This window comes from Streptomyces sp. NPDC031100, assembly GCF_055570785.1.
In genome coordinates, this window is record NZ_JBVIGN010000024.1 from 1 (window position 1) to 24,027 (window position 24,027).

22 protein-coding genes and 2 pseudogenes are annotated in these 24,027 nt (G+C 71.3%); 18 read left to right on the top strand and 6 right to left on the bottom strand.

Annotated elements, in window-relative coordinates; all coding sequences use genetic code 11:
* Positions 1-225: 225 nt before the first annotated feature.
* Positions 226-1,503, bottom strand: a complete 1,278-nt coding sequence (locus ACZ5DS_RS41030; protein ID WP_468249226.1) for an ATP-binding protein — start codon at positions 1,501-1,503, stop codon at positions 226-228.
* Positions 1,504-1,706: 203 nt separating this feature from the next.
* Between ACZ5DS_RS41030 and ACZ5DS_RS41035 the strand changes: the two genes are divergently transcribed.
* The 6 genes from ACZ5DS_RS41035 to ACZ5DS_RS41060 all read left to right on the top strand — a co-directional run bounded on the left by ACZ5DS_RS41035 (position 1,707) and on the right by ACZ5DS_RS41060 (position 5,593).
* Positions 1,707-2,066: a zinc ribbon domain-containing protein YjdM gene (locus ACZ5DS_RS41035; RefSeq protein WP_468249229.1), complete on the top strand. Its 360-nt coding sequence runs from the start codon at positions 1,707-1,709 to the stop codon at positions 2,064-2,066.
* 163 nt (positions 2,067-2,229) lie between these two features.
* Positions 2,230-2,568 (top strand): ArsR/SmtB family transcription factor, encoded by a 339-nt coding sequence (locus tag ACZ5DS_RS41040; RefSeq protein ID WP_468249232.1) that lies wholly within the window; start codon positions 2,230-2,232, stop codon positions 2,566-2,568.
* On the top strand, positions 2,565-4,289 hold the full coding sequence (locus tag ACZ5DS_RS41045; RefSeq protein ID WP_468249234.1) for a SulP family inorganic anion transporter: 1,725 nt from the start codon (positions 2,565-2,567) through the stop codon (positions 4,287-4,289). The genes ACZ5DS_RS41040 and ACZ5DS_RS41045 overlap by 4 nt, the downstream gene beginning before the upstream one ends.
* Positions 4,286-4,729, top strand: a complete 444-nt coding sequence (locus tag ACZ5DS_RS41050; RefSeq protein ID WP_468249237.1) for a pyridoxamine 5'-phosphate oxidase family protein — start codon at positions 4,286-4,288, stop codon at positions 4,727-4,729. Before ACZ5DS_RS41045 ends, ACZ5DS_RS41050 begins: the two co-directional genes overlap by 4 nt.
* Entirely contained in the window at positions 4,729-5,142 is a 414-nt protein-coding gene (locus ACZ5DS_RS41055; RefSeq protein WP_468249239.1) for an ATP-binding protein, read from the top strand. The genes ACZ5DS_RS41050 and ACZ5DS_RS41055 overlap by 1 nt, the downstream gene beginning before the upstream one ends.
* Positions 5,143-5,179: 37 nt before the next feature.
* Positions 5,180-5,593 (top strand): anti-sigma factor antagonist, encoded by a 414-nt coding sequence (locus ACZ5DS_RS41060; protein WP_468249242.1) that lies wholly within the window; start codon positions 5,180-5,182, stop codon positions 5,591-5,593.
* A gap of 139 nt (positions 5,594-5,732) precedes the next feature.
* Here ACZ5DS_RS41060 and ACZ5DS_RS41065 read toward each other — a convergent pair.
* Positions 5,733-6,188: pseudogene (locus ACZ5DS_RS41065) on the bottom strand (AAA family ATPase); the annotation flags it as partial.
* Positions 6,189-6,472: 284 nt separating this feature from the next.
* Between ACZ5DS_RS41065 and ACZ5DS_RS41070 the strand changes: the two are divergent.
* The gene (locus ACZ5DS_RS41070) at positions 6,473-6,826 is read left to right on the top strand and encodes an ArsR/SmtB family transcription factor (protein WP_468249245.1); all 354 of its coding nucleotides are present in this window, start codon (positions 6,473-6,475) and stop codon (positions 6,824-6,826) included.
* Between the two features lie 65 nt (positions 6,827-6,891).
* Here the strand turns inward: ACZ5DS_RS41070 and ACZ5DS_RS41075 are convergent, their stop codons facing one another.
* Both ACZ5DS_RS41075 and ACZ5DS_RS41080 read right to left on the bottom strand, forming a co-directional pair.
* Positions 6,892-8,055 carry an agmatine deiminase family protein gene (locus ACZ5DS_RS41075; protein WP_468249247.1) on the bottom strand — a complete coding sequence of 388 codons (1,164 nt, stop codon included), beginning with the start codon at positions 8,053-8,055 and terminating at the stop codon, positions 6,892-6,894.
* A 217-nt stretch (positions 8,056-8,272) separates the two neighbouring features.
* A complete protein-coding gene (locus ACZ5DS_RS41080; RefSeq protein ID WP_468249250.1) occupies positions 8,273-8,884 on the bottom strand; it encodes a TetR/AcrR family transcriptional regulator in 612 nt (203 codons plus the stop codon).
* Between the two features lie 171 nt (positions 8,885-9,055).
* Here ACZ5DS_RS41080 and ACZ5DS_RS41085 point away from each other — a divergent pair, with 171 nt between their 5' ends.
* The 11 genes and pseudogenes from ACZ5DS_RS41085 to ACZ5DS_RS41135 all read left to right on the top strand — a co-directional run bounded on the left by ACZ5DS_RS41085 (position 9,056) and on the right by ACZ5DS_RS41135 (position 21,569).
* A complete protein-coding gene (locus ACZ5DS_RS41085; protein WP_468249252.1) occupies positions 9,056-10,615 on the top strand; it encodes a serine/threonine-protein kinase in 1,560 nt (519 codons plus the stop codon).
* An 81-nt stretch (positions 10,616-10,696) separates the two neighbouring features.
* Positions 10,697-11,278, top strand: a complete 582-nt coding sequence (locus ACZ5DS_RS41090; protein ID WP_468249255.1) for a TetR/AcrR family transcriptional regulator — start codon at positions 10,697-10,699, stop codon at positions 11,276-11,278.
* Between the two features lie 225 nt (positions 11,279-11,503).
* Positions 11,504-12,220 (top strand): urease subunit gamma, encoded by a 717-nt coding sequence (ureA, locus tag ACZ5DS_RS41095; protein ID WP_468249257.1) that lies wholly within the window; start codon positions 11,504-11,506, stop codon positions 12,218-12,220.
* Positions 12,217-13,968 (top strand): urease subunit alpha, encoded by a 1,752-nt coding sequence (locus ACZ5DS_RS41100; RefSeq protein WP_468249259.1) that lies wholly within the window; start codon positions 12,217-12,219, stop codon positions 13,966-13,968. The genes ureA and ACZ5DS_RS41100 overlap by 4 nt, the downstream gene beginning before the upstream one ends.
* 86 nt (positions 13,969-14,054) lie before the next feature.
* A complete protein-coding gene (locus ACZ5DS_RS41105) occupies positions 14,055-15,068 on the top strand; it encodes an agmatine deiminase family protein (protein WP_468249261.1) in 1,014 nt (337 codons plus the stop codon).
* 69 nt (positions 15,069-15,137) lie between these two features.
* A complete protein-coding gene (locus tag ACZ5DS_RS41110; protein ID WP_468249264.1) occupies positions 15,138-16,808 on the top strand; it encodes an ABC transporter substrate-binding protein in 1,671 nt (556 codons plus the stop codon).
* Positions 16,805-17,773: an ABC transporter permease gene (locus ACZ5DS_RS41115; protein WP_468249266.1), complete on the top strand. Its 969-nt coding sequence runs from the start codon at positions 16,805-16,807 to the stop codon at positions 17,771-17,773. Before ACZ5DS_RS41110 ends, ACZ5DS_RS41115 begins: the two co-directional genes overlap by 4 nt.
* Positions 17,770-18,630: an ABC transporter permease gene (locus tag ACZ5DS_RS41120; protein WP_468249269.1), complete on the top strand. Its 861-nt coding sequence runs from the start codon at positions 17,770-17,772 to the stop codon at positions 18,628-18,630. The genes ACZ5DS_RS41115 and ACZ5DS_RS41120 overlap by 4 nt, the downstream gene beginning before the upstream one ends.
* The gene (locus ACZ5DS_RS41125) at positions 18,627-19,622 is read left to right on the top strand and encodes an ABC transporter ATP-binding protein (protein WP_468249271.1); all 996 of its coding nucleotides are present in this window, start codon (positions 18,627-18,629) and stop codon (positions 19,620-19,622) included. Before ACZ5DS_RS41120 ends, ACZ5DS_RS41125 begins: the two co-directional genes overlap by 4 nt.
* On the top strand, positions 19,615-20,457 hold the full coding sequence (locus tag ACZ5DS_RS41130) for an ABC transporter ATP-binding protein (RefSeq protein ID WP_468249273.1): 843 nt from the start codon (positions 19,615-19,617) through the stop codon (positions 20,455-20,457). The genes ACZ5DS_RS41125 and ACZ5DS_RS41130 overlap by 8 nt, the downstream gene beginning before the upstream one ends.
* Before the next feature lie 153 nt (positions 20,458-20,610).
* Positions 20,611-21,569, top strand: a pseudogene (locus ACZ5DS_RS41135) (agmatine deiminase family protein).
* Between the two features lie 241 nt (positions 21,570-21,810).
* On the opposite strand, the gene ACZ5DS_RS41140 reads toward ACZ5DS_RS41135, so the two are convergent.
* Complete coding sequence (locus tag ACZ5DS_RS41140; RefSeq protein ID WP_468249276.1) at positions 21,811-22,380, bottom strand: GNAT family N-acetyltransferase; 570 nt, start codon at positions 22,378-22,380, stop codon at positions 21,811-21,813.
* An 84-nt stretch (positions 22,381-22,464) separates the two neighbouring features.
* Entirely contained in the window at positions 22,465-23,988 is a 1,524-nt protein-coding gene (gene exaC, locus ACZ5DS_RS41145) for an acetaldehyde dehydrogenase ExaC (RefSeq protein WP_468249278.1), read from the bottom strand.
* Positions 23,989-24,027 lie beyond the last annotated feature (39 nt).

The window sequence follows — 24,027 nt, forward strand, 5'->3', positions numbered from 1 at the left end:
CCTCCGTGCGGTGCAGTCCTAGACAGCTCCACCACACCGGAGGTCTTCGCCATGATCAAGCCCCGCGAATGTCAACAACGCTCGTGATCAATACACCTAGGCACCACTGTCCCGCGCCACCCTCACGGAACGGCACCCGCCTCGAAAGACGCGGGTGCCGTAGGGACGGGCCGGGGTGAGGCTGATCGTCCACCGTCGTGCGCTCAACCGCATGCGGGACGGGTGTCAGAGCCGGCTGTACGTCTCGATGTCTTCGGTGAACTCCTCGATCGCCCGTGCGGTGAGCGTCGGCCGGGTGTCGGCGATGGCGTTCATGTAGTCCTCGGTGGTGGCCGGTCGGCCCTGGCGGTGGGTGACTTCGCGCTCGAATGCCGCCTGCGCGCCTTTGCGGGCGGCGAACTCGATGTCGGCCGGGGTGAACAGCTCGCTGGCTTCGACCAGTTGGTCGAGGTCCACGGAGTCGGCGGTGGCCCTCAGATAGCGGGTCCAGATCGCCGCGCGGGCAGTCTGGTCCGGCGGGCCGATGGGAATGACGTAGTCGAACCGGCCCGGTCGCAGGAACGCCGCGTCGAGAGAGCGAACCGAGTTGGTGGCACAGGCCAGGATCCGCGCGTCGTGCTCGCGGAAGACGGGGATGAGTTTGAGGAGCTCGTTGGTCACACCGTGCCCGGGGTCGACCGCCTTCCCGGATCGCGCGCCGGCGATCTCCTCGACCTCGTCGATGAAGAGCACCACCGAGTCCAGTTCCGCCAGATCCGCGAACACCGCCCGCAGCGCGACGGCCAGCCCCTCACTCGTGTCGGCCGCCAGCCGGGAGGGGAAGATCTCCACGAACGGCCAGCCGAGCCGGGAGGCCACCGCCTTGGCGAAACTGGTCTTTCCGGTGCCGGGCGGCCCGAACAGGATGACCGCCTTGGGCGGGGCCACGCCGTAGCGGTCTGCCAGCGCCGGCTCCGTCAACGGGAGCACGACACGGCGTTCGACGACCTGCTTCTCCCGCTCCATGCCGGCCATGGCGTCCCAGAGCCCCTCGGGCAGCATGCGCCCGCCCAGTGCCGCGAGGACGTCGGCGTTGGCGGTGCCGGGCGGTTCGAGTTTCTCGTAGTAGGTCAGGTCGTTGCGGAGCTGGTAGCCGGAGTTCTCCAAAGCCTTCGTCCCGGCGGCATGAGCGGGCAGCAGCGCGCTGATGTGGCGCACACCCGACGCCCGCAGGCGCCGTTCCAGCTCGGCGAGGAGCGCACTGCCGATCCCGCGCTCGCGCCACCGGGAGGCGAGTGCCACCAGCAGGATCCACCCCCGCTTGCCGTACGCCTGCGCCACGGCCATGCCCACCAGTTCGTCCCCGATCACGGCGACCACCGCCGTCTGGCCGGCCTTGGCCGCGGCCATCACCTCCGAGACCGGAAACACCCGGTCCTCGTCGGCCCGGCGGCTCTGGTCCCAGATCTGAACGGCCTGGTCAAGATCGTCGTCGTGATAATCGCGCAGATGCCAAGCGGGCATCGCCACCACCTCACCCGGCCCGGGCGTCCCATTGTCCCCGGCGGAGCACCGCGTGACGAACCGAGCCAGCCGCCGGAAGCCGCCACGTCAAGGCTGCTCAGCCGTGCCTGCTGCCGGCCTGGTGGTGCGGCACTCCGGTGTCGCTCGTCACTGCGCGAGGGACGAGGGGCAGCCGGTGCATCGAGGCCGGATACCCTGGCGGTGTGATCGAGAATCTTCCCCCCTGTCCGAAGTGCTCGTGCGAGTACACCTACGAGATGAATGCCCTGGTGGTCTGCCCGGAGTGCGGCCACGAATGGGTGCCCGCCGAGAGCGGCGCGCAAGCCGACGGCGCTTTTGCGGCGCGGGTCGTCCGGGACGCGGTCGGCAACGTGCTGCAGGACGGCGACACCGTGGTCGTCACCAAGGCGCTCAAGGTCAAGGGCAGCCCTTCGGGGATCAAGGCCGGCACCAAGGTACGCAACATCCGGCTGGTCGACGGGGTCGACGGCCACGACATCGACTGCAAGGTCGAGGGTTTCGGTGCGATGCAGCTCAAGTCCAGCGTGGTCAAGAAGGCCTGAGCCCGTCCTCCCCTCCTGAGGGGGACGACCGGGCGTATCCTGATGCGGAATTGCAAAATTTCGCAATTGCTTAGATGCTGTATTGGCTGTGCTCGCAGGTAGCCGCGGGCACAGCCATCGCGTCCGCCCCTGGGCGGGGCTCGTACGAGGAAGCCGAGGGGTCGTGTCCGTTCCGCTGTATCAGGCCAAGACCGAGTTCTTCCGGATGCTGGGGCATCCCGTACGGATACGTGTGCTGGAGCTGCTGCAGGACGGGCCGATGCCGGTACGGGAGCTGCTCGCCGCGATCGAGGTGGAACCCTCCAGCCTGTCGCAGCAGCTGGCGGTGCTGCGTCGCTCGGGGATCGTCACCTCCACCCGCGACGGCGCGACCGTGGTCTACGCGCTCGCGGGCGGGGACGTCGCCGACCTGATGAGGGCGGCCCGCCGGATCCTGACCGAGATGCTGGCCGGGCGGGGCGAGCTGCTGGCCGAGCTGCGGGAAGCCGAGGCCTCGCGTTGACCTCGCAGATCAGCCGGGTACGGGCCCGCATCGCACGGCTGCTGCCGGGACGTGCCGACCTCGACCAGATACGGCGTGACCCGCGCCGGGACCTGCTGGCGGGGCTGACGGTGGCGATCGTGGCGCTGCCGCTGGCGCTGGGTTTCGGAGTCTCCTCCGGGCTGGGCGCACAGGCCGGTCTGGCGACCGCGGTGGTCGCGGGCGCACTCGCCGCGGTCTTCGGTGGATCGAATCTGCAGGTGTCCGGGCCGACCGGCGCGATGACCGTCGTCCTGGTACCGATCGTCGGCCGGTACGGGCCGGGCGGGGTGCTGACCGTCGGGCTGATGGCCGGTCTGATACTGGTCGCGCTGGCCGTGCTCAGGGCCGGCACGTACATGCAGTACGTGCCCGCGTCGGTCGTGGAGGGCTTCACGCTCGGCATCGCCTGCGTGATCGGCCTGCAGCAGATCCCGAACGCGCTCGGCGTGCCCAAGCCGGACGGCGACCGGGTGCTCGTGGTGACCTGGCGAGCCCTCGCGGAGTTCGCCAAGGCCCCGAACTGGACCGCCGTCGGCCTGGCCGGCGCCGTAGCTGTGGTCATGCTGGTCGGCGCCCGCCTGCGGCCGACGATCCCCTTCTCCATCGTCGCGGTCATCGCCGCGACGATCGTGGCCCAGCTCGCCGACCTGGACGCGGCGAAACCGATCGGCGACCTTCCCTCCGGCCTGCCCGCACCCTCCCTGGCCTTCCTCGACCTCGGCTCGCTGGGCACACTGCTCGCCCCGGCGCTCGCGGTGGCCGCTCTCGCCGCCCTGGAGTCCCTGCTGTCCGCGTCGGTCGCCGACGGCATGACCGTCGGACAGCAGCACGATGCGGACCGGGAGCTGTTCGGTCAGGGCCTGGCCAACATCGCCGCCCCGCTGTTCGGCGGCGTGCCGGCGACCGGAGCGATCGCCCGAACGGCCGTCAACGTCCGCACCGGAGCGAACTCCCGACTGGCCGCCCTCACCCACGCGGCGATCCTCGCCGTAATCGTCTTCGCCGCGGCGCCGCTGGTCTCCAAGATCCCCCTCGCGGCCCTGGCCGGCGTGCTGCTGGCCACCGCGATCCGCATGGTCGAGGTCGGTTCACTGAAGGCCATGGCCCGGGCGACTCGCTCCGACGCCGTCATCCTCGTCCTCACCGCGGCCGCCACGCTGGCCCTGGACCTGGTCTACGCGGTGATCATCGGCCTGGTGGTGGCCGGTGCCCTCGCGCTGCGTGCCGTGGCCAAGCAGGCCCGCCTCGCCCAGGTGCCGCTCTCCCGGGGCGATCACAGCGCGGAGGAGCACGCGCTGCTGGCCGAGCACATCGTGGCGTACCGCATCGACGGCCCGCTGTTCTTCGCCGCAGCCCACCGCTTCCTGCTGGAGCTGACCGAGGTCGCCGACGTCCGGGTCGTGATCCTGCGCATGTCCCGGGTCTCGACCATGGACGCCACCGGCGCCCTGGTCCTCAAGGACGCCGTCGAAAAGCTGCAGCGGAGGGGCATCACCGTCCTCGCCTCCGGGATACGGCTCGGCCAGCGCCAGGTTCTGGACTCCGTCGGGGCGCTCGATCTGCTGCGGCACGAGGGCCGGGAGTTCGCGAGCACCCCCGAGGCGATCCAGGCCGCCCGCAGTCACCTCGAGCGCGCCGGCATCCTGCCCGTCCTCCCCGCCCCGAAGCCCCGAACCTCCAGCGAGGAGGCTCTGCGATGAGCACTCCCCCCGCCACCCTTCGTCCGGTCGAGGTCTCCGGGGCGGAGGCCCTGTGGCTGCTGGAGGGCAGCACCCTGGGGCGGCCGGTGTACGTGCAGCGGGACCTGTCCGTGATCCGACCCGCCCGGCACGTGTGGGAATACGGCCGCCGCGTGGTCCGAACGCCCGCTCCGGCCGCGGCGGTACCCGCGACGGCGGCCTGTCACGCGGACGAGATCCGTGCCGTGCCCGGCACCGGCTGGACGGTCACCGTCTGCGGCCCCGCCGAAGTGGTCACCGCCTCGGACGAGGCCGCCCTCCCGTACAGCCTCAAGGGCATGGGAGGTGCCTACGTCCGGCGCACTCTCCCCGGCCGGAGCCACTGCCCGCACGACACACTGCTGCGCCTGAACCCCAAGACCATCAGCGGTTTCCGCCTCGCCCGCGCAGAGGTGGTCTGATGTCCACGCAGCTCGAAGCCCTGCCTCACCGGCACGTGCTGACGCTGCCCGCCGAGCCGTCCGCCGTCCGCCTCGCCCGCCAGACGGCGCAGGAGGCTCTGGTCGAGTGGGGGATCGGGCTGCGCCACCCCGCGGTGGACCCGGCGCTGCTGATTCTCGCCGAGCTGGTCACCAACAGTGTCCGGCACGCCGCCGTCCTCTCCCCGACGGTGACCGTGATCTACGCGGCGGGCTCGGACTGCCTGGCGTTCGCCGTGCATGACCGCCATCCCTACCGACCCGCGCTGTACGGGACCGGCACCGGGGGCCTGAGCACCGTGATGGAACTCGTCCTCGGCCTGGGCGGCACCGCAGTGGTCCGAGCGGATGCCGACGGCCGCGGCAAGAGCATCTGGATCACCCTCCCCCTGTGACCCCGACGAGCCACCCACGCAAGGAAGTTCACCCCTGATGACGATCGACTGGCGCTACACCGTCGAGGAGAACCTCGGTGTCCTCTCCGTCGCCGGCTACCTGGGCCCGGATGCCGTCCGCCGGTTCACCGGCGCCGTGGGCTGGGCCGTGGCCCGCGGCACGGGACCCGTGATCATCGACCTGACCGAGCTGCGCTGCTGGTCGGCCGACGGGCAGCTGGCGATCGGCGAGGCCGCACGCCGCCTCGCCGCGGCGGGCCGGAGCCTGGAGCTGGCCGCCATCCCCGCCGACGGTTCCCTCGTCCCCACGGGTGACCGCCCGCCCGTGCCGGTGCACCCCGACCTGGCTGCCGCGCTTGCCGCACACGGCGCGGGATGCGGAGAGCGGGGCGAGGGCCGCCAGGAATGGCGGACCACCGGCTGGCAGGCCGAAGACCGGGCGGGCGAGTAAGAGCCCGACCGGACCGGCGGCCTCGCGTCACCGGGAGTCGCGCATCGCTCGGACGGTGCGGGCCGCGACCGTTCCCGCCCAGCAGTACGACGGCTGACCGCAGACCACCACCGCGATCAGCCCCCGCATGCCCGTATCGGCCCGAACCCGCGCCGATACGGGCCAACACCTGGTCAGCCAACTCCTGCGGGGTCAGCTCGCCGTCGAGGCACATCGTGTCGCCGGGCAGGGCGTCGGCCGCGGCCAGGCACGGTTCGATCCTGTCCTTGCACCAGCGCCTGACCCGCTCGTCCTGCTCGGGGTCGTCCGGGGTGAAGCTCCGGCCGTCGATTCGCCTCTCCAGGACCTCTCGGGGAACCTTGAGGAAGAAGTGGTGGACGGCGATGCCCGCGTCCTTCAACGCGCTGAAGATCTCGCCGACATACGCGGGGTCGACCAAGGTCATGGGGACCAGAACGGGGCGGCGGTACTCCTCGACCAGACCCACCGCCAGATCGGCGACCTGGCGTCGCCACAGCCGCAGATCCTGGAAGTCGCCGGTCGGCACCTCCACGATCTCCCGCAGCACATAGCCGACCATCTCCGGGTCGTAGACGGTGCAGGACAGCGCGGCTGAGCGGCACAGTCATTCATCACCCCACCCCACCCCACCTCTCCCGTGCCCGAAGCAGGCCTCAGCCGCGCTCGGTCTTCCGGGGTCTCCGGTGTGGCGCGGCTTGCTGTCACTGCTGATTCGGCGGCCCGGGTTCTCGGCCCGGATTCGGCGTGGCCGGTTCCGCAGGCGAGGATGGTCCGCATGTTCTTGACGAGTGGGTGGACGCGATGCGCCGAGGTCCGGCCGACGAGGCCGTGCTGTGGACTGTGCAGGGGGGTGGCGAGGTGAGTACGCCGCTGTACCAGCTGAAAGCCGAGTTCTTCAAGACACTCGGGCACCCGGCCCGCATCAGGGTGCTGGAGCTTCTGTCCCAGCGTGAGCACGCGGTCGCCGAGATGCTTCCTGAGGTCGGTATCGAGCCCGCGCACCTCTCCCAGCAGCTTGCCGTGCTGCGCCGGGCGAACCTGGTCGTGTCCCGCAAGGAGGGGTCGACCGTGTACTACTCGCTGACCAGCCCGCAGATCGCCGAGCTGCTCAGGGTGGCGCGGACGATTCTGTCCGGGGTGCTGGCCGGGCAGGCCGAGCTGCTGGCCGATCTGCAGGCCGCGCAGGGGGAGGCGAAGCCGCCGCCGTCGTAGCCGCAGCCGCGCTTACCCCGGACACCATCGGAACGTGAGGTCGCCGCGCGCGGCGGGCGAGGTCGTCAGGCGGCGGGCTTGCCGGGCTGGTCGTGGGTGGAGCAGTGGATTCCGCCGCCGCCGGAGGCGATGGTGTCGATCTGCAGCTGGACGATGTCCCGCTTGGGGAACTGCTCCTGAACGATGGCCTTCGCCCGGGCGTCCGCCTTCCGGTCGCCGAACTTGGGCAGGAAGACGGCGTCGTTGGCGATGTAGAAGTTGGCATAGGTGGACACGAAGTCGTCACCCTCGCCGGTGATCTTGTCGAGGTCGGGCTGCGGCAGGTCGATGATCTCGAAGCGCCGGCCCCGCGCGTCGGTCGCCTTGCCGAGCACCGAACGAGCCTGGTCGGCCGAGCGGGACCAGGAGTCCGGGGGAGTGCCGGGGAACGCCTGGTCGAGGAGGACCACGCCCGGTGCGGTGAACCGTACGAGGCTGTCCACGTGCGCGTCGGTGATGTCCTCGCCGCGGACGCCCGCCAGCCAGATCACCTTCTCCACACCGAGGGTCTCGATCAGTTCGTCCTCGATCTGGTCCCTGCTCTTTCCGCGGTTGCGGTTGCCGTTGACGATCGAGCTCTCGGTGATGAGGAGCGTGCCCTCGCCGTCGGTCTCGAAGGTGCCGCCCTCTGCGACGAGCGGCGCCTGCTCGCGGGGGATGCCGTACCTGCCGAGCAGCTTGCGGCCCACCTGGGCGTCGTTGGTGTGCTCCTGCTTGTTCCCCCAGCCGTTGAAGTTGAAGTCGGTGCCGACGACCTCACCGTCCTCCTCGACGAAGACGGGAACGGTGTCGCGGGCCCACAGATCGTCGACGGCGAGCGGGACGACCTCGACCTGCGAACCGCACGCCCGCTGGGCCGCCGCCTGCTGGTCCGGGCGAGCCATCATCACGACCGCCTCGTACTCTCCAATGGCCCGTGCGATGCGGGCGATGTCCTCCCGTACGTAGGGCAGGTCGCCCTCCCAGACGGAGGCGAGGGCAGGCCAGGCCATGAAGGTACGGGTGTGGCTCGCCCACTCGGCGCCGAAGCGGCGCTCGCCGCTCGTCGCCGCCTTGCCGGCGGAAGCGGTGGTCGTGCCGCCGCTTCCGGACTCCTCGGGACCGCAGGCGGTGGAGCCGAGGGCGAGGGCGCCGCCTATTCCGGTGAAGGCACGCAGGGCGGAGCGGCGGGTGGGGGGAAGGTGGGACACGGTGTGCTCCGATCGTGTACTGGCGAGACTATCCGGCCGCGGCGGGCGGATCGCGGTGACGCTCGGCGACGGAATCGCGGGCCTTGGCTGCACGCGTGTGGCGGTCGTGCGGACGGCTGAGCGGAGGCGTCAGCGGGGGCCCGTGGACGTCACTGTGACACTGACCGAATTTTCAGTCAAATCATCGGACCGTGGAGCGGCGCGGCGTCGCGCTCGTTCAGTCGACCGGGCACACGGCGTGCGGCTCCAGCAGGCGCGTCCCCTCGACCTCCGCCGCGATCGCGCCCCGCATCAGCTCGCAGGCGTGGTCGACCGGCAGCACTCCGATGAGCCACCGGATGCTCAGGCCCTCCAGGAGGACGATGAGCCGCTCGGCCGCGGCGACCAGGGCCTTGTCCGGGGTGGTGGGGTCGACCTGGCCCAGCAGATCCGCGATCTCCCCGACCCATTCGAGGCTCGCCCGTGCCAGCTCCTCCTGCAGCTCCGGTTCGAAGACGGCGCTGGCCCGCAGCTCGCCCCATGCCGTGCTGTTCTCGCGCACCTCCGGGGTGTCCTGGAGTTCGAGCAGCAGCCTGCGTTCGAGCTCGCGCAGCGGACTCCCGGGTCCCTGCGGGCCGGGTGGCCGGCCGCGGGTGTACCGCTCCGCCCGGTCGCCGATGAACCTCAGTGTGTGGCGCAGCAGGCCCGAGCGGTCTCCGAAGTGGTAGTAGACGAGCGCTTTGGAGACCCGTGCCTCGGTGGCCAGCTCCTCCAGTCGTAGCCCGCGCACCCCGCGGCGTGCGATCACCCGGGCAGCCGCTTCGAGGATCGCCTTCTTCCGGTCCTTCACCCTTGTCCCCCTTCGCCCGGTTCCCATCCGTCGAGTCGGGCCGGGTCGATTGACTGAAACTTTAGTCAGCATGCACGATCGGGCGTAGGGCGTGCCGCGCGCCCATCGGCAGAGTCGTCCCTCGCTCCGGCTGGTTCGGCCCGCCGATCCGTACCGCCGAAAGAGCCGCCCATGTCCACCACCCAGCCGCCCCGGGTTCAGCCGGTCCACCCGCCGCTGTCACCCGACGATCCCCGCGAGATCGGCGGCTACCGAGTCCACGCCCGGCTCGGCTCCGGCGGGATGGGTGTCGTCTACCTCGCCCGTACTCCGGGCGGCCGGCCCATCGCCCTGAAGGTGGTCCGCGAGGACTTCGCCGCCGACCCGGAGTTCCGCCGGCGGTTCGCCCAGGAGGTCGCGAGCGCGCGCCGCATCCACGGCCTGTTCACCGCGCAGGTGGTGGACGCCGGCGTCGACGCCGCAGTCCCCTGGCTCGCCACCGCCTACGTACCGGGTCCTTCGCTCCAGCAGGTCGTCGAGCGGTACGGCCCCCTGCCCGCACGCACCGTGCTCCTGCTCGTCGCCGGGATCGCGGAGGCCCTCCAGGCCATCCACGCGGCGGGTGTGGTCCACCGCGACCTCAAGCCCGCCAACGTCCTCGTCGCCGAGGACGGTCCCCGCGTCATCGACTTCGGCATCGCCCGGGCGGCCGACGCCACCGGGCTCACCGGCACCGGCCTGCGGATCGGCACCGCCGCGTACATGGCGCCGGAGCAGGCGCTCGGGCAGGCCGTGACGCCCGCCACCGACGTCTTCGCGCTCGGCGCCCTCGCCGCCTACGTGGCCGGAGGCATCCTGCCCTTCGGGGCGGGCCCCGAGTCCGCCACCCTCTACCGCGTCGTCCACGAGCCGGCCGACCTCTCCCGCGTACCGGAGGAGCTGCGCGAGCTCCTCGGGCACTGTCTGGCCAAGACGCCCGAGCGGCGACCCACCCCGGCCGAGCTGATCGCCACCGTGCGCGCGCACCCCGCCGTAGGTCCTTCGCCCGAGTTCGGCGACGGCTGGCTGCCCGGGGCGGTCGGGCAGGAGGTCATGCGTCGGACATCGGGCCCGTGCGCCCCCGAGCCCACGCTCCTCGACGGGCTGTCCCCGCACGACCGGCCCACGCAAGCGTCCGCCCCGGTGTCCACGGAGCGGGGCGCCTCGGGCGCCGGTGCGCACGGCGGTCCGCCCGTACGGCGGGACCGTCGCAGGAACCGGCGCGGTCGTACGGCTGTGACGGCAGGAGCCGCCGCCGCCCTCGCCGCGCTCATGGCGGCGGCCGGAGCCGTGTACTGGCTGGACGATCCCGGACGGGGCGGAGCGGAATCGGGTGTCGTGTACACGCCGCGCTACGAGGACGTCGAACTGACCGCCCCCGACGACGGCTACGAGTTCGACCTGGATGCCGGGAAGGTGACGCCCGCCGAGACGGCCACGTGGTATCTCGCTCGTGACAAGGGCGGGTTCGTGCTGCCCGAGGACGCCGACGCCTTCGTCGCCTCGGGATACGTGCTCAGTCCCGCCGACTGCGAGCGGGGGGTCGACACGGAGCCGGTGACGAGTCTGCCGTTCGACGAGCTGACCGACGAGCGGCCGTTCTGCGTGCGCAGTGCCGACGGTGAGCGGCTCGTCGTGGCGCGCGTGGTCGAGACGGCACCCGACGGCGGACCGGTCACGGTGGTGCTGAGCCAGTACCGGAGGAACGGGTGAGCCGAGCGGGTGCCGGGTGGCCCTCCGGCCGGGGACGCCGTGGCGATCGCCCCGCCCGGCGGTCCGGATAGGGTTCGTGACATGGCGTCTCGCAGTACTCAGATCCTGGAAGCGGCCGCCCGGGTCATCGCCCGGCGCGGGGTCCGCGGGCTCCGCGTGGAGGAACTGGCGGAGGAGGCCGGGGTTTCCACCGGCCTGATCTACTACCACTTCAAGGACCGCACCGGAATCCTGCGCCATACGCTGGAGTTCATCAACGACCGCGCGGAGCGGTACACCACGGCCCAGGCCCCGGACGCGGAACCGCTGAGCCCCCGCGAGGAGCTCGACCAGGTCCTGCTCCTGGAGCTCCAGGACACCCCCGAGGTGCGGGAGAACAGCACGGCGTGGGGTGAGCTGAGGGCGAGTGCCGTCTTCGACCCCGTCCTGCGCGAGGACCTCGCCCGGGCGACCCTGGTGTGGGTGCAGGAGGTGGCCGCGCTCCTGGGGCAGGTCCACCCGATGGCGCCGGCGGCCCGGCTCGCCTCGGCCGCCGAACGGCTCACCGCTCTGCTCGAGGGCCTGAGCATGCGCTGGCTGAGCGGTGGCCTCGCGATCGACCACGCGCGCACTCTCATGTCGGAGGCCATCGAGGTGGAGCTGGCCCGGCTCCGCCAGTCGTAGGCTCCCGAGGTCCGCCCTGGGGACATCCATCCGCCCTTGGGCGCGCCCGACCTATTGACTGAAATTTCAGTCAGTGCAACAGTGAGGTCATCGCAGGGCTTCGGCGGCCCGCTCGCACCCGATGCCGAGCCGCAGCCACGACAGCCCCGAATACCTCGCCCTCTCCCCGCCGTGCTCGCAGGGGAGGAAGGAAACACCCATGTACGTCATGTACGCGAGGCCGACATGCCGCTGACTCCCACCGAGCGGGACCGCCTGCTGCTCTTCACCGCCGCCGAACTCGCCCGGGCCCGCCACGCGCGCGGTCTGCGGCTCAACCTCCCCGAGGCGACCGCGCTCATCGCGGACACCGTCTGCGAGGCCGCCCGCGACGGCTCGCGCCTGGCCGAGGCGATCGAGCGGGGACGCACGGCCCTGGGCCCGGACGATGTGCTGCCCGGCGTCGTCGACGTCGTCACCGAGATCCAGGTCGAGGCCGTATTCGACGACGGCTCGCGGCTCGCCGTCGTCACCCAGCCGTTCGGGCCCCTGGACCGGAACGACGGCGCCCCCGGAGCCGTACTGCCCGGCCCGGACGACCCTGCCGTGCCCGAGCCGCACGTGACGCTCACCGTGCGCAACACGGCGACGGTCCCGGTGAGCGTGACCTCCCACTTCCACTTCTTCGAGGCCAACCCACGCCTCGCCTTCGACCGCGCCGCCGCCTACGGCATGCGGCTGGCAACCCCGGCCGGGTCGTCCACCCGGTTCGACGCGGGCCAGGCCGTCGACGTCGGTCTGGTCCCGCTCGGCGGTTCACGCGTCGCCATCGGCTTCGCGGGCCTGGTCGACGGACCTCTCGACGCCCCCGGTGCCAAGGCCCGGGCCCTGGCACGGGCCGCCGCCTGCGGCTACCTCGGTGCCGAGCCGGCCCAGGAGACTTCGCAAGAGGCACGGGCATGAGCAGGCCGAACCGGCACAGCGACCACTGCGCTCCCGGGCGCAGCCGCCACATCGACCCGCACGAGTACGCCGCGGTGCACGGCCTGCGGGCCGGTGACCGGATCAGACTCGGTGACTCCGGGCTCGTCGTCCGCGTGGAGTCCGACTCCCAGAAGCCCGGCGACGAGTTCCTCGCCGGCTTCGGCAAGACCGCCCGCGACGGACTGCACTTGAAGGCCGCCGCCGTCCGCGAGACCTGTGACGTCGTGATCACCAACGTGCTGGTGATCGACGCGGTGCTGGGCATCCGGAAGCTGTCGATCGGCATCCGCGAGGGCCGGATCCACGCCATCGGCCGGGCCGGCAATCCCGACACCCTCGACGGCGTCGACGTCGTGGTCGGCACGGGGACGACGATGATCCCGGGGGAGGGGCTGATCGCCACCGCCGGAGCCGTCGACACCCATGTCCACCTGCTGTCGCCCCGCATCATGGAGGCCTCGCTCGCGAGCGGCGTCACCACGATCATCGGCCAGGAGGCAGGCCCGAGTTGGGGTGTGGGTGTCAACTCGCCCTGGGTGCTGCGGCACGCCTTCAACGCCTTCGACGCCTGGCCGGTCAACATCGGCTTCCTCGCCCGGGGTTCGTCCTCGGACCCGGCCCCGTTGGTGGAGGCCCTCGCCGAGGGCGGCGCGTCCGGTTTCAAGGTCCACGAGGACATGGGCGCCCACACGCGGGCGTTGGACACGGCGCTGAGGGTGGCCGAGGAACACGACGTCCAAGTGGCCCTGCACAGCGACGGGTTGAACGAGTGCCTGTCGGTCGAGGACACCCTGCGCGTCCTGGACGGCCGCACCATCCACGCCTTCCACATCGAGGGGTGCGGCGGCGGTCACGTACCCAACGTCCTGAAGATGGCGGGCGTGCCGAACGTCATCGGCTCCTCCACCAACCCGACCCTGCCGTTCGGGCGGGACGCGGTCGCCGAGCACTACGGGATGATCGTCTCCGTCCACGCGCTGAAGACCGACCTGCCGGGCGACGCCGCCCTGGCGCGTGATCGGATCAGGGCCGAGACGATGGGCGCGGAGGACGTGCTGCACGACCTCGGTGCGATCGGCATCACCTCCTCCGACGCGCAGGGCATGGGACGTGCGGGGGAGACCGTCCGGCGTACGTGCGCCATGGCCGGGAAGATGAAGGCCGAGCTGGGCCCGCTGGAGGACGACGGTCCGGGAGACGACAACGCGCGCATGCTGCGCTACATGGCCAAGCTCACCATCAACCCGGCGATCTCCCACGGCCTCGCGCACGAGATCGGTTCGGTCGAGGTCGGGAAGATGGCCGACATCGTGCTGTGGCGCCCGCCGTACTTCGGAGCCAAGCCGCAGATGGTCATCAAGAACGGCTTCCCCGCCTATGGGGTGACGGGTGACCCCAACGCGGCCACCGACACCTGTGAACCCCTGGTCCTCGGCCCCCTGTTCGGCGCCCATGGTGCCACCCCGGCAGACCTCTCCGTGGCCTTCGTCAGTCGGGCCGCAGCCGAGTCCGGTTCCTTCGGCAGCCCGTACGACGCGATGGCCACCCGCCGTCGCCGGGTCGCCGTGCGCGGCACCCGCGGCATCGGCCCGGCCGACCTGCTCCTCAACTCGCGCATCGGGGACGTCCAGGTCGACGGCCACACCGGCCTCGTGACCCTCGACGGGGCGCCTCTGCGTTCCGAGCCGGCGCAGGAGGTCTCCCTGAGCCGCCTCTACTTTCTCTGAGCCCCTGCGCATTCTCACGCCCCAATACTTGACTGAAAATTCAGTCAAGGCAATGATCCTTTCCCATCGATCGAGAAGAGACCCCGATGACCGCTTTCCGTATGCCCGCCGAGTGGTCCGAGCACGAGGGCTGTCTGATGGCCTGGCCGACCCGCGTGGACCTGTGGGACGGCCTCCTCGACGCCGTGCAGCGGGAGTACGCCGACGTCGCTCGCGCCATCGCCCGCTTCGAGCCCGTCACCATGGTCGCCCCGCCCGGCTCCGGCGACGACGCCCGCGCCCACTGCGGCGATGACGTCACCGTCGTGGAGCTGCCCCTCGACGACTCCTGGTTCCGCGACTCCGCGCCGCTGTTCGTCCTCGACGGCGACGGGCGCCGGGCCGGCGTCGACTTCCGCTTCAACGCCTGGGGTCGCAAGCACCATCCGTACGACTCCGACGACCGCATCAGCGCCCTGCTCCTGGAACACCTCGGCGTCGACCGCATCGCCTGCGACATGATCCTGGAGGGCGGGGCGATCACCGTCGACGGCGAGGGCACCCTCATCACCACCGAGCAGTGCCTCCTCCACCCCAACCGCAACCCGGACCTGACCCGGGAGCAGATCGAGGCGGAGCTGAAGGCGCAGCTCGGCGTCGAGAAGGTGATCTGGCTCCCGTACGGCGGACTGCTCGACACCGAGACCGACGGCCACGTCGACGGCGTCTGCGCCTTCGCCGCCCCCGGCAAGGTCGTCGTGTCCCTGCCCGAGGACCCCGAGCACCCCGATTACGCCCGGATGCGCGCCAACCGCGCCGTCCTGGAGGTCTCGACCGACGCCCGGAGGCGTGCCCTGGAGATCGTCGACGTCCCCCAGACCGCTTTCGCCGAGGTCGCGGGCACCCGCGTCGAGGTCTCGTACCTGAACTACTACGTCGCCAACGGCGGAGTCGTCGTCCCGGTCGCCGGAGCCACCCAGGACATGGCCGCCCTCGAGGTGATCGCCGCCGCGTACCCCGACCGCAAGGTCGTCGGTGTGCCGGCTCCGGTGATCGCGTACGGCGGCGGCGGTGTCCACTGCATCACCCAGCAGATCCCGGTGGCCCGCCCCGGCGCGTGACCCAGCAGGAAGCCCGCAGCAGCCCCGCAGCAGCCCCTCCGCCCTGCCGTAGCGAAAGAGAGCGCGACGATGAGCACAGCACCACCCCCGCCCCGCGTCCCGAGATGCCACCCCGTCAGGACCGCCCTCACGGCCCTCGCCTCGGTCGCCGCTCTCACCGCAGTCACGGCCTGCGCCGGCCCGCCCCGCGCCGGCACCGGCGCCTCGTTCGCGCTCTCGGTCGGCACCCCCGAGCCCAGGGGAGACATCGACTCCTTCACCTGGGCCGTCTACGCGGAGCCGCCCACGCTCGACTACACCATGGCGCTCGACTACCCGCAGAACACCATCCTCGCCAACGTCTGCGAGAGCCTGATGCGTTGGACGCCGCGGCTCACCCTCGAACCCGGACTCGCCGAGAAGGCGACCAACCCCGACCCGACCACCTGGGTGTACGACCTGCAGCGGGGCGTGCGCTTCCACGACGGCCGGACGATGACCGCGGACGACGTCGTCTTCAGCCTCGGCCGGCAGCGGGACCCGAAGAACGCCGCCGCCTGGGCGCAGAACTTCCAGAACGTCGCCTCCATTCGGAAGACCGGCCCCCTTCAGATCACCGTCGAGCTGAAGAAGCCCGACTCGCAGTTCCCCCAGTACATGGCGACCGCCGCGGGCGTCGTCGCCTCCAAGGCCGGGGTCACCGCGGCGGGCGCCGACTACGGCACCTCGGGCGGCCTCGCCTGCACCGGCCCGTTCACGCTCGGCGCCTGGCAGAAGGGGCAGTCGCTGGAACTCGACCGGTTCGACGGCTACTGGGGCACCCGTGCCAAGGCGGGGAGGGTCGTCTTCCGCTTCCTCACCGACCCCTCCGCCCGTACCAACGCCCTGCTCACCGGAGAGGCGGACGGCGGCTACCTCATCCCCACCGAGAGCTACGGGCGCCTCAAGGACAGCGGCGTCGGCACCCTTTACTTCGGCGAGGGCCTCAGCACCGTCAACCTCGGCATCACGAACATGAACGGCCCGCTCGGTGACGTACGCGTGCGGCAGGCGCTCTCCCTCGCCCTGGACCGCTCCGGATTCGTGCAGGCCGGACTCGGCGGCGCTGGGACCGCCACCAGCTCCCTCACCACCCGCGCCGCGTGGGCGGGCGCCTCACCCGAGGTCCGCAAGGCGGCGCTCGACGGACTGCCGCCCACGACCCGGGACGTCGAGCGGGCGAGAGCGCTCGTCAAGCAGGCCGGCGCCACCGGAAAGACCCTCACCGTCGCCACCAGCTCCATCGGCCAGGACGTCTCCCTCCTCGCCACCGCCGTCCAGGCCGCCGGCAGCGAGATCGGACTCAGGATCACCCTCAAGTCCGTCGCCCCCGACGCCTTCACGGCGCTCTTCACCGACCCCGGCGCCCGCGAGGGCATCGACATGTTCCCGCTCACCTACTACGACTCGATCACCGACCCGCTCGACCTCCTGACCAACTTCAGGAGCGGTGCGTACCTCAACTTCGCCGGATACAGCGACAAGCGCTACGACGCACTGGTCGAACAAGCCACCGCCACCTACGACAAGGGCCGCCGCCTGCGCGTCGAGAGCGAACTCCAGCGGCAGGCCGCGCAGCGGATGCCCTGGATCCCGGTCGCGGAGTGGCCGACCGCCCTCTTCCTCAACAAGAGGATCACCGGCGCCCCTACCACCATCGCGTACGTGTACTACCCGTGGGCCGCCGAGGTCGGCACCGCGGACGCGGGGGCCACGTCGTGAACGCCGTCGACTTCCTGAGATTCGCCGTACGGCGGGTCGCCGAGATGGCGGCCACCCTCCTCGTCGCCTCGTTCGTCGTCTTCGGCGCCATGTACCTGGTGCCCGGCAGCCCCGCGAGCTTCCTGCTCTCCGGCCGCTCCGCCTCACCCGAGGCGCTTGCCGCCGTCAACGCCCGCTACCACCTCGACGATCCGTTCGCGGCACGGTACCTGCGCTGGCTCGGCGACATGATCCAGGGCGACTTCGGCCGGTCCCTCACCTACCGCACCGACGTCTCCCGCCTCCTGGCCGACCGGCTGCCCACCACACTGCTGCTGATCACCATGGCACTGGCCGTGGTCGTCACCGTCGGCCTGCTGCTCGGCCGGATCGCCGCCGTACGCGGCGGCAGGACCGACTCCGCCGTGCTCGTCGCCACCACCCTCGCCGTCGGCACGCCGTCCTTCGTCGCCGCCGTCCTGCTCCAGGGGTTGTTCGCCGTCAGGCTCGGCTGGTTCCCCAGCAGCGGCGCAGGCGTTGGCTTTCTCGACAGGGTGTGGCATCTGACCCTGCCCGCGATCGCCCTCGCGCTCTACCTCATCGGCCTGCTCGCCCGCGTCACCCGCTCCGCCATGCTCGAAGCCCTCGACAGCGACCACGTGACCGCGGCGCGCAGCCGGGGCGTCCCCGAACGCCTGGTCATCCGCCGCCACGTCCTGCGCAACTCGCTCGGAACCGTGCTCACCACCGGCGGCCTGATCGTCTCCACCCTGCTGGTCTGCACGATCCTCGTCGAGACCGCCTTCAGCATCGGAGGCATCGGACAACTCCTCGAACTCGCCACCACCACCAAGGACTTCCCGACCGTCCAGGCCGTCTCCCTGATCATCGTGGCGCTGTTCATGGCCGTGAACCTGGTCGTCGACCTCCTGCTGCCCCTGGTCGACCCCCGGATCACCCTCGGAACGAGAGGGGCCGCCGCATGACCGCCGTCCTCACCCGTCGCCCCGGCCTATCCAAGCTCCGGGCCGCCTCGGGCCGTTCACCACTCAATCTGGCCTGCCTGGGCTTCGTCGGGCTCGTCGTCCTCGCGGCGCTGCTCGCGCCGTGGCTGGCGCCGCACGACCCGGGCGCCGTCGACCTCGGCTCCTCGCTCGCCGGGACCTCCGCCGACCACCCGCTCGGCGCCGACACCGCCGGCCGCGACACCCTCTCGCGGCTGCTCCTCGGCGCCCGCACCTCCCTGCTCGGCCCGCTCGGCGTGATCGTCTTCTCCACCCTCGCGGGCGTCGCCGTCGGCACCACCGCGGCCTGGCGCGGCGGCTGGCTGGACTCCGTCCTGTCCCGCTCGACCGAACTCGTCTTCGCCTTCCCCGGGATGCTCCTCGCGATCCTCGTGATCTCCGTCTACGGAGAGGGCCTGCTCGCCCCCGTCGTCGCGCTGGGTCTCGCGTACCTGCCCTACGTCAGCAGGCTCACCCGCTCGCTCGTCCTCGCCGAACGGGCCCGCCCGTACGTGAGCGCCTACCAGGTCCAGGGCCACTCGGCGCTCCAGATCTGTCTGCGCCACATCCTGCCGGGCATCGCTCCCGTCGTCCTCGCCCAGTCGACCGTCAACTTCGGCTACGCGCTCATGGACCTGGCCGGCCTGTCCTTCCTCGGCCTCGGCGTGCCCCCGCTCACACCCGACTGGGGCCGCATGGTCTTCGACGGCCAGACCGCCATCCAGCACGGCTACCCGCTCTCCGCGATCCTGCCGTGCGTCCTCGTCGTCCTCACCGTCGTCGCGTTCAACGTGGTCGGAGAGCGCTGGGCCGACCGCGTCGCCAGGAGAGACCGATGATCCCCTCGCCTCCCACGCTCGACATCCGGGGCCTGCGCCTGCTCGTCCCCGGCACCGCTCGCCCCGTCCTCGACGGCGTCGACCTCACCGTCGGCCCGGGCGAGACGGTCGCCCTCGTCGGCGAGTCCGGCTCCGGGAAGTCCCTCACATCACGCGGCGCGCTGGGTCTGCTGCCGCCCGGCGCCACCGCCGAAGGCGCCGTGCTGGTCGAGGGCCACGACGTCCTGACCATGGACACCGACCGGCTGCGCGCCCTCCGCGCGGGCACCGTCGCCATGATCTTCCAGGACCCGCGGGCCACCCTCAACCCGCTCCGCCGCATCGGCGACTTCCTCACCGAGGGCGTCCGTTCCGCCAGGGCCATGGACGAGCCCGCCGGCACCGCCCGGGCCGTGGAACTCCTGCGGGCCGTCGGGCTCGACGAAACCGTCCTCCGGAAATACCCGAGCCAGGTGTCCGGCGGCATGCTGCAAAGGGTCGTGATCGCCGCGGCACTCATGGGCGATCCCACCCTCCTCCTCGCCGACGAACCGACCACCGCGCTCGACGTCACCACCCAGGCCGAGGTGATCGCGCTCCTCGCCCGGCTCCGCGAGCGCTTCCGTACGGCCCTGCTGTTCGTCACCCACGACCTCGACCTCGCGGCGGCGATCAGCGACCGCGTATACGTCATGTACGCCGGGCGGATCGCCGAGACCGGCCCCGCCGACGTCCTCTTCGCCCACCCCCGCCACCCGTACACCGCGGCCCTGCTCGCCTCCACGCCCCGCCTCACGAACGCGGGCGGCAGACTCTCCGCCATTCCCGGACAACCGCCCGACCCGCGCACACCCCTGACCGGCTGCGCCTTCGCCGCCCGCTGCCCCCTCGCGACCGGGATCTGCGGGGAAGCGGCCCCGGAAGCGCTGCCGGCCCCCGGCCGGCCCGACCATCTCGCCGCCTGCCACCACAGCGAACGGCTCGCGCGGGAAGGAGCGGTCGCCGATGCCTGAACCGCTGCCCGAACCCCTGCTGCAAGCCGTCGACCTGCGCCGTTCCTTCGACACCGTACCGGCCGTGGACGGCGTGTCGTTCACCCTGCCCGAGGGCGGCTCCCTCGGCATCGTCGGCGGCTCCGGCTCCGGCAAGACCACCACCGCCCGCATCGTCGTCGGCCTGGAGCGGGCCGACGCGGGAGAGGTACGGATACGGGGCCGGGTCCGGCCCGCCCGGGCACGCGGCCGGCGACAGCGCCTGGCCAGAGCCCGCGAGGTGCAGATGGTCTTCCAGGACCCCTACCTGTCCCTCGACCCCAGGACCAGCGTCGACCGGGTTCTGCGCGAGACGCTGCGCCTGCACTTCCCCGACCGCGACCCCGAGCCCCGCATCCGCGAACTGCTCGACCAGGTCGGCCTCGGCACCCGCGCCGCCGACGCCCTGCCCCGGCAGCTCTCCGGCGGCCAACGCCAGCGCGTCGCCATCGCCCGCGCCCTCGCCGTGGAACCGGCCGTCCTGGTCCTCGACGAAGCGGTCGCCGCGCTCGACGTGTCCGTACAGGCCCAGATCCTCAACCTGCTCGCCGACATCCGCGAGCAGACCGCGATCGGCTACCTCTTCATCACCCATGACCTCGGCGTGGTCCGGTGCGTCACCGACGAGGTCCTCGTCATGCACCACGGCCGCGTCGTCGAGGCCGGCGCCACCGCCGAGGTGCTCGCCGCGCCTGAGCACCCGTACACCCGGCTGCTCCTGGACTCCGTACCGCGCCCCGGCTGGAACCCGGACCGGATCGCGGAGGCCCGCCGGCAGCTGTCGTCCCCGCAGGCAACCCCCACACAGGAGGCATGAATGACCCGAGCACTGAACCGGCGAGGATTCCTCGCCGCCGCCGGAGCGACCGCCGCCGTCGCCGCCCTCGCCACGACGACCCAGGGCAGGGCGCGCGCCGCCGGGGGCACCTTCCGGGTCCCGGCCGAGGACGTCCGCCACACCCGCACCTGGATGGCCTGGCCGGACAGCACCTCCATCTGGGGCGGCAAGCTGGGCGGCGTCCAGGCGGACATCGCCCTGATCGCCCGTACGATCGCGAAGTACGAACCGGTCGTCATGTGCGCCAGCTCCGCAGCGCGGCCAAGGCCCGCTCGCTGTGCGGCTCCACGGTCACCGTCATCGAGTCCGTCCCCGTCGACGACTGCTGGATGCGTGACACCGGCCCCGTCTTCCGCACCGACGGCTACGGCGGCCTGGACGCAGTGGGCCTCAACTTCAACGGCTGGGGCAACAGGCAGACCCACGCCAACGACGCCCTCGTCGCGGAGCGGATCGCCTCCTACGTGGGCGTCCCGTTCACCTACGCCGACCTCGTCGGGGAAGGCGGCGCCATCGAGCAGGACGGCGCCGGAACCCTGATGGCCACCCGCAGCAGTCTGGTGAACCGCAACCGCAACCCCGGACTGTCCGAGCGCCGGCTGGAGACGGCGATGTGCGACGCCTACGGCGCCTCCAAGGTCATCTGGTTCGACGGCGTCTACGGCCAGGACATCACCGACGACCACGTCGACGCCACGTCCCGCTTCCTCGCCCCCGGCGAGGCCCTCGTCCAGATGCCCCTCTCCACCGACACCGACGCCTACGCCCGTGACGCCCGCCAGCAGTACGGCATCCTGTCCGCCTCGACGACCGCCACCGGCCGGGCCATGGACGTGATGCGCCTCCAGGGCGCGGACTACAACAAGATCCGCTCCACCAACCGGAACTTCCTCGCCTCCTACGCCAACTTCTACCTCTGCAACGGCGCCGTCATCAGCGCCCAGTTCGGCGACACCCGCGCGGACGAGGCGGCACGGGCGACGCTGGCCCGTCTCTACCCGGACCGCGTCATCGAGCAGCTGAACATCGACCGCCTCGGCACGGGCGGCGGCGGCATCCACTGCGTCACCCAGCAGCAGCCCGCCGTGTGAGCAACGGTGCCTGGAGAGGACAACGTCCTGGCCAGGCACCCGACTGACGCCCCGGCCCGACGGCCTGCAGGACACCGTCGATGCCGTGTCCTGCTTCGTCGTCACCACCGGCCGTTGGGAAACGCTGCCCAGCCTGCGTCGGCAGATCCTCGCGCCCATGCCGGTGCCCCGCCACGGCACCGCCGCTGCCGCCGTGGGCAACACGATCCTTCAGCTCGTCGTGCGCGGCCGGCGACAGCCGTCACGGGGGGCGCACCGCCGCGTGGTGCAGGCCGTGAGCATCTCTGCGGGGGATCCGGTACAGCACACACGGGCGAAGCGGCCCCTCGGGCACGCTCGGATCCTCGAAGTCGTCGGCCGGATCCCGGGTCATGCCGATCCGGCGCATCACTGCCTGGGAACGAAGGTTGCGGACGGTCGTCGACGCCACCACCTCTGGCAGCCCGAGTGCCTCGAAGCCGAAAGCCAGGCAGGCCAGGGCGGCCTCGGTGGCGTAACCATGACCCCACGCCGAACGCATCAACCGCCAACCGATGTCCACCCCCGCGAACGGCATGTCCTCGCCCACCTCGTCCAAGCCGGCACGGCCGATGAACTCACCGGTCTCCCGCGCTTCGAGCGCCCACCACCCAAATCCTCGCCCGTCGAACTCGGCCTGCATGAGTGCCACCGCGGCATCGCTTTGCTCCCGCGTCAGCGGTTCCCCCAGGTGTTCTCGGACTTCAGGATCGGCGTTCATAGCCGCCCATGGTTCGAGGTCGGACTCCCGCCACCGGCGGAGCAGAAGACGATCGGTTCGCAGCTCTGGCACGCCACCCAGCCAACCCGATCAAGATCAGGGTGTCGATCGGTTATGCCGAACCCTACGGTGCTCGTCCCACACCTTTGAAGATCTCTAGAAGAAGCCGAGCTTCTTCGGCGCGTACGACACCAGAAGATTCTTCGTCTGCTGGTAGTGGTCCAGCATCATCCGGTGCGTCTCGCGGCCGATCCCGGACTGCTTGTAGCCGCCGAACGCCGCGTGCGCCGGATAGGCGTGGTAGCAGTTCGTCCAGACGCGGCCCGCCTGGATCGCTCGGCCCGCGCGGTAGGCGGTGTTGATGTCCCGGGTCCACACGCCCGCACCGAGGCCGTACAGCGTGTCGTTCGCGATCTTGATGGCGTCGTCGAAGTCGTCGAAGGAAGCCACCGAGACGACCGGGCCGAAGATCTCCTCCTGGAAGATCCGCATGCGGTTGTCGCCCTCGAAGATGGTCGGCTGGACGTAGTAGCCGCCCTTCAACTCTCCGTCGTACTCCACGCGTTCGCCGCCGGTGAGGACCTTGGCGCCCTCCTGCCGGCCGATGTCCAGGTACGAGAGGATCTTCTCCAGCTGGTCGTTGGAGGCCTGGGCGCCGATCATCGTCTCGGTGTCGAGGGGGTGCCCGGGCTTGATCTGCCGGGTGCGGGCCACGGCCGCCTCGAGGAACTCGGCGTAGCTGCCGCGCTGGACGAGCGCCCGCGAGGGGCAGGTGCACACCTCGCCCTGGTTGAGCGCGAACATGGTGAAGCCTTCGAGCGCCTTGTCCCGGAAGTCGTCGTCGTGCGCCCAGACGTCGTCGAAGAAGATGTTCGGGGACTTGCCGCCCAGTTCCAGCGTGACCGGCTTGATGTTCTCCGAGGCGTACTGCATGATCAGCCGCCCGGTCGTGGTCTCCCCGGTGAACGCGACCTTCGCCACCCGCGGGCTGGACGCCAGCGGCTTGCCCGCCTCCACGCCGAAGCCGTTGACGATGTTGACCACACCCGGCGGCAGCAGGTCGGCGACCAGACTCATCCAGTAGTGGATGGACGCCGGAGTCTGCTCGGCGGGCTTGAGGACGACCGCGTTACCCGCGGCGAGCGCCGGCGCGAGCTTCCAGGCGGCCATCAGAATCGGGAAGTTCCACGGGATGATCTGCGCGACCACGCCGAGCGGCTCGTGGAAGTGGTACGCCACCGTGTCGTCGTCGATCTCGCCCAGCGAGCCCTCCTGCGCGCGGATGGCCCCCGCGAAGTAGCGGAAGTGGTCGATGGCGAGCGGGATGTCGGCCGCCAGGGTCTCGCGCACCGGCTTGCCGTTCTCCCAGCTCTCGGCCACCGCCAGGGGTTCGAGGTGGGCCTCCATCCGATCGGCGATCTTCAGCAGTATGGCGGAGCGCTCCGTCACCGACGTACGACCCCACCCGGGCGCGGCCTTGTGCGCCGCGTCCAGCGCCCGCTCGACGTCCTCCGCGGTACCGCGCGCGATCTCGGTGAACGGCTGTCCGTTCACCGGCGACGGATTCTCGAAGTACTGCCCGCGCAGCGGCGGCACGTACTCGCCGCCGATGAAGTGGTCGTAGCGCGCCTGGTAGGAGACGATCGCGCCCTCGGTGCCGGGCGCCGCGTAACGGGTCATGCTGGTCTGCCTCCCGGTGAAGCGCTGCCCGCCATTGGG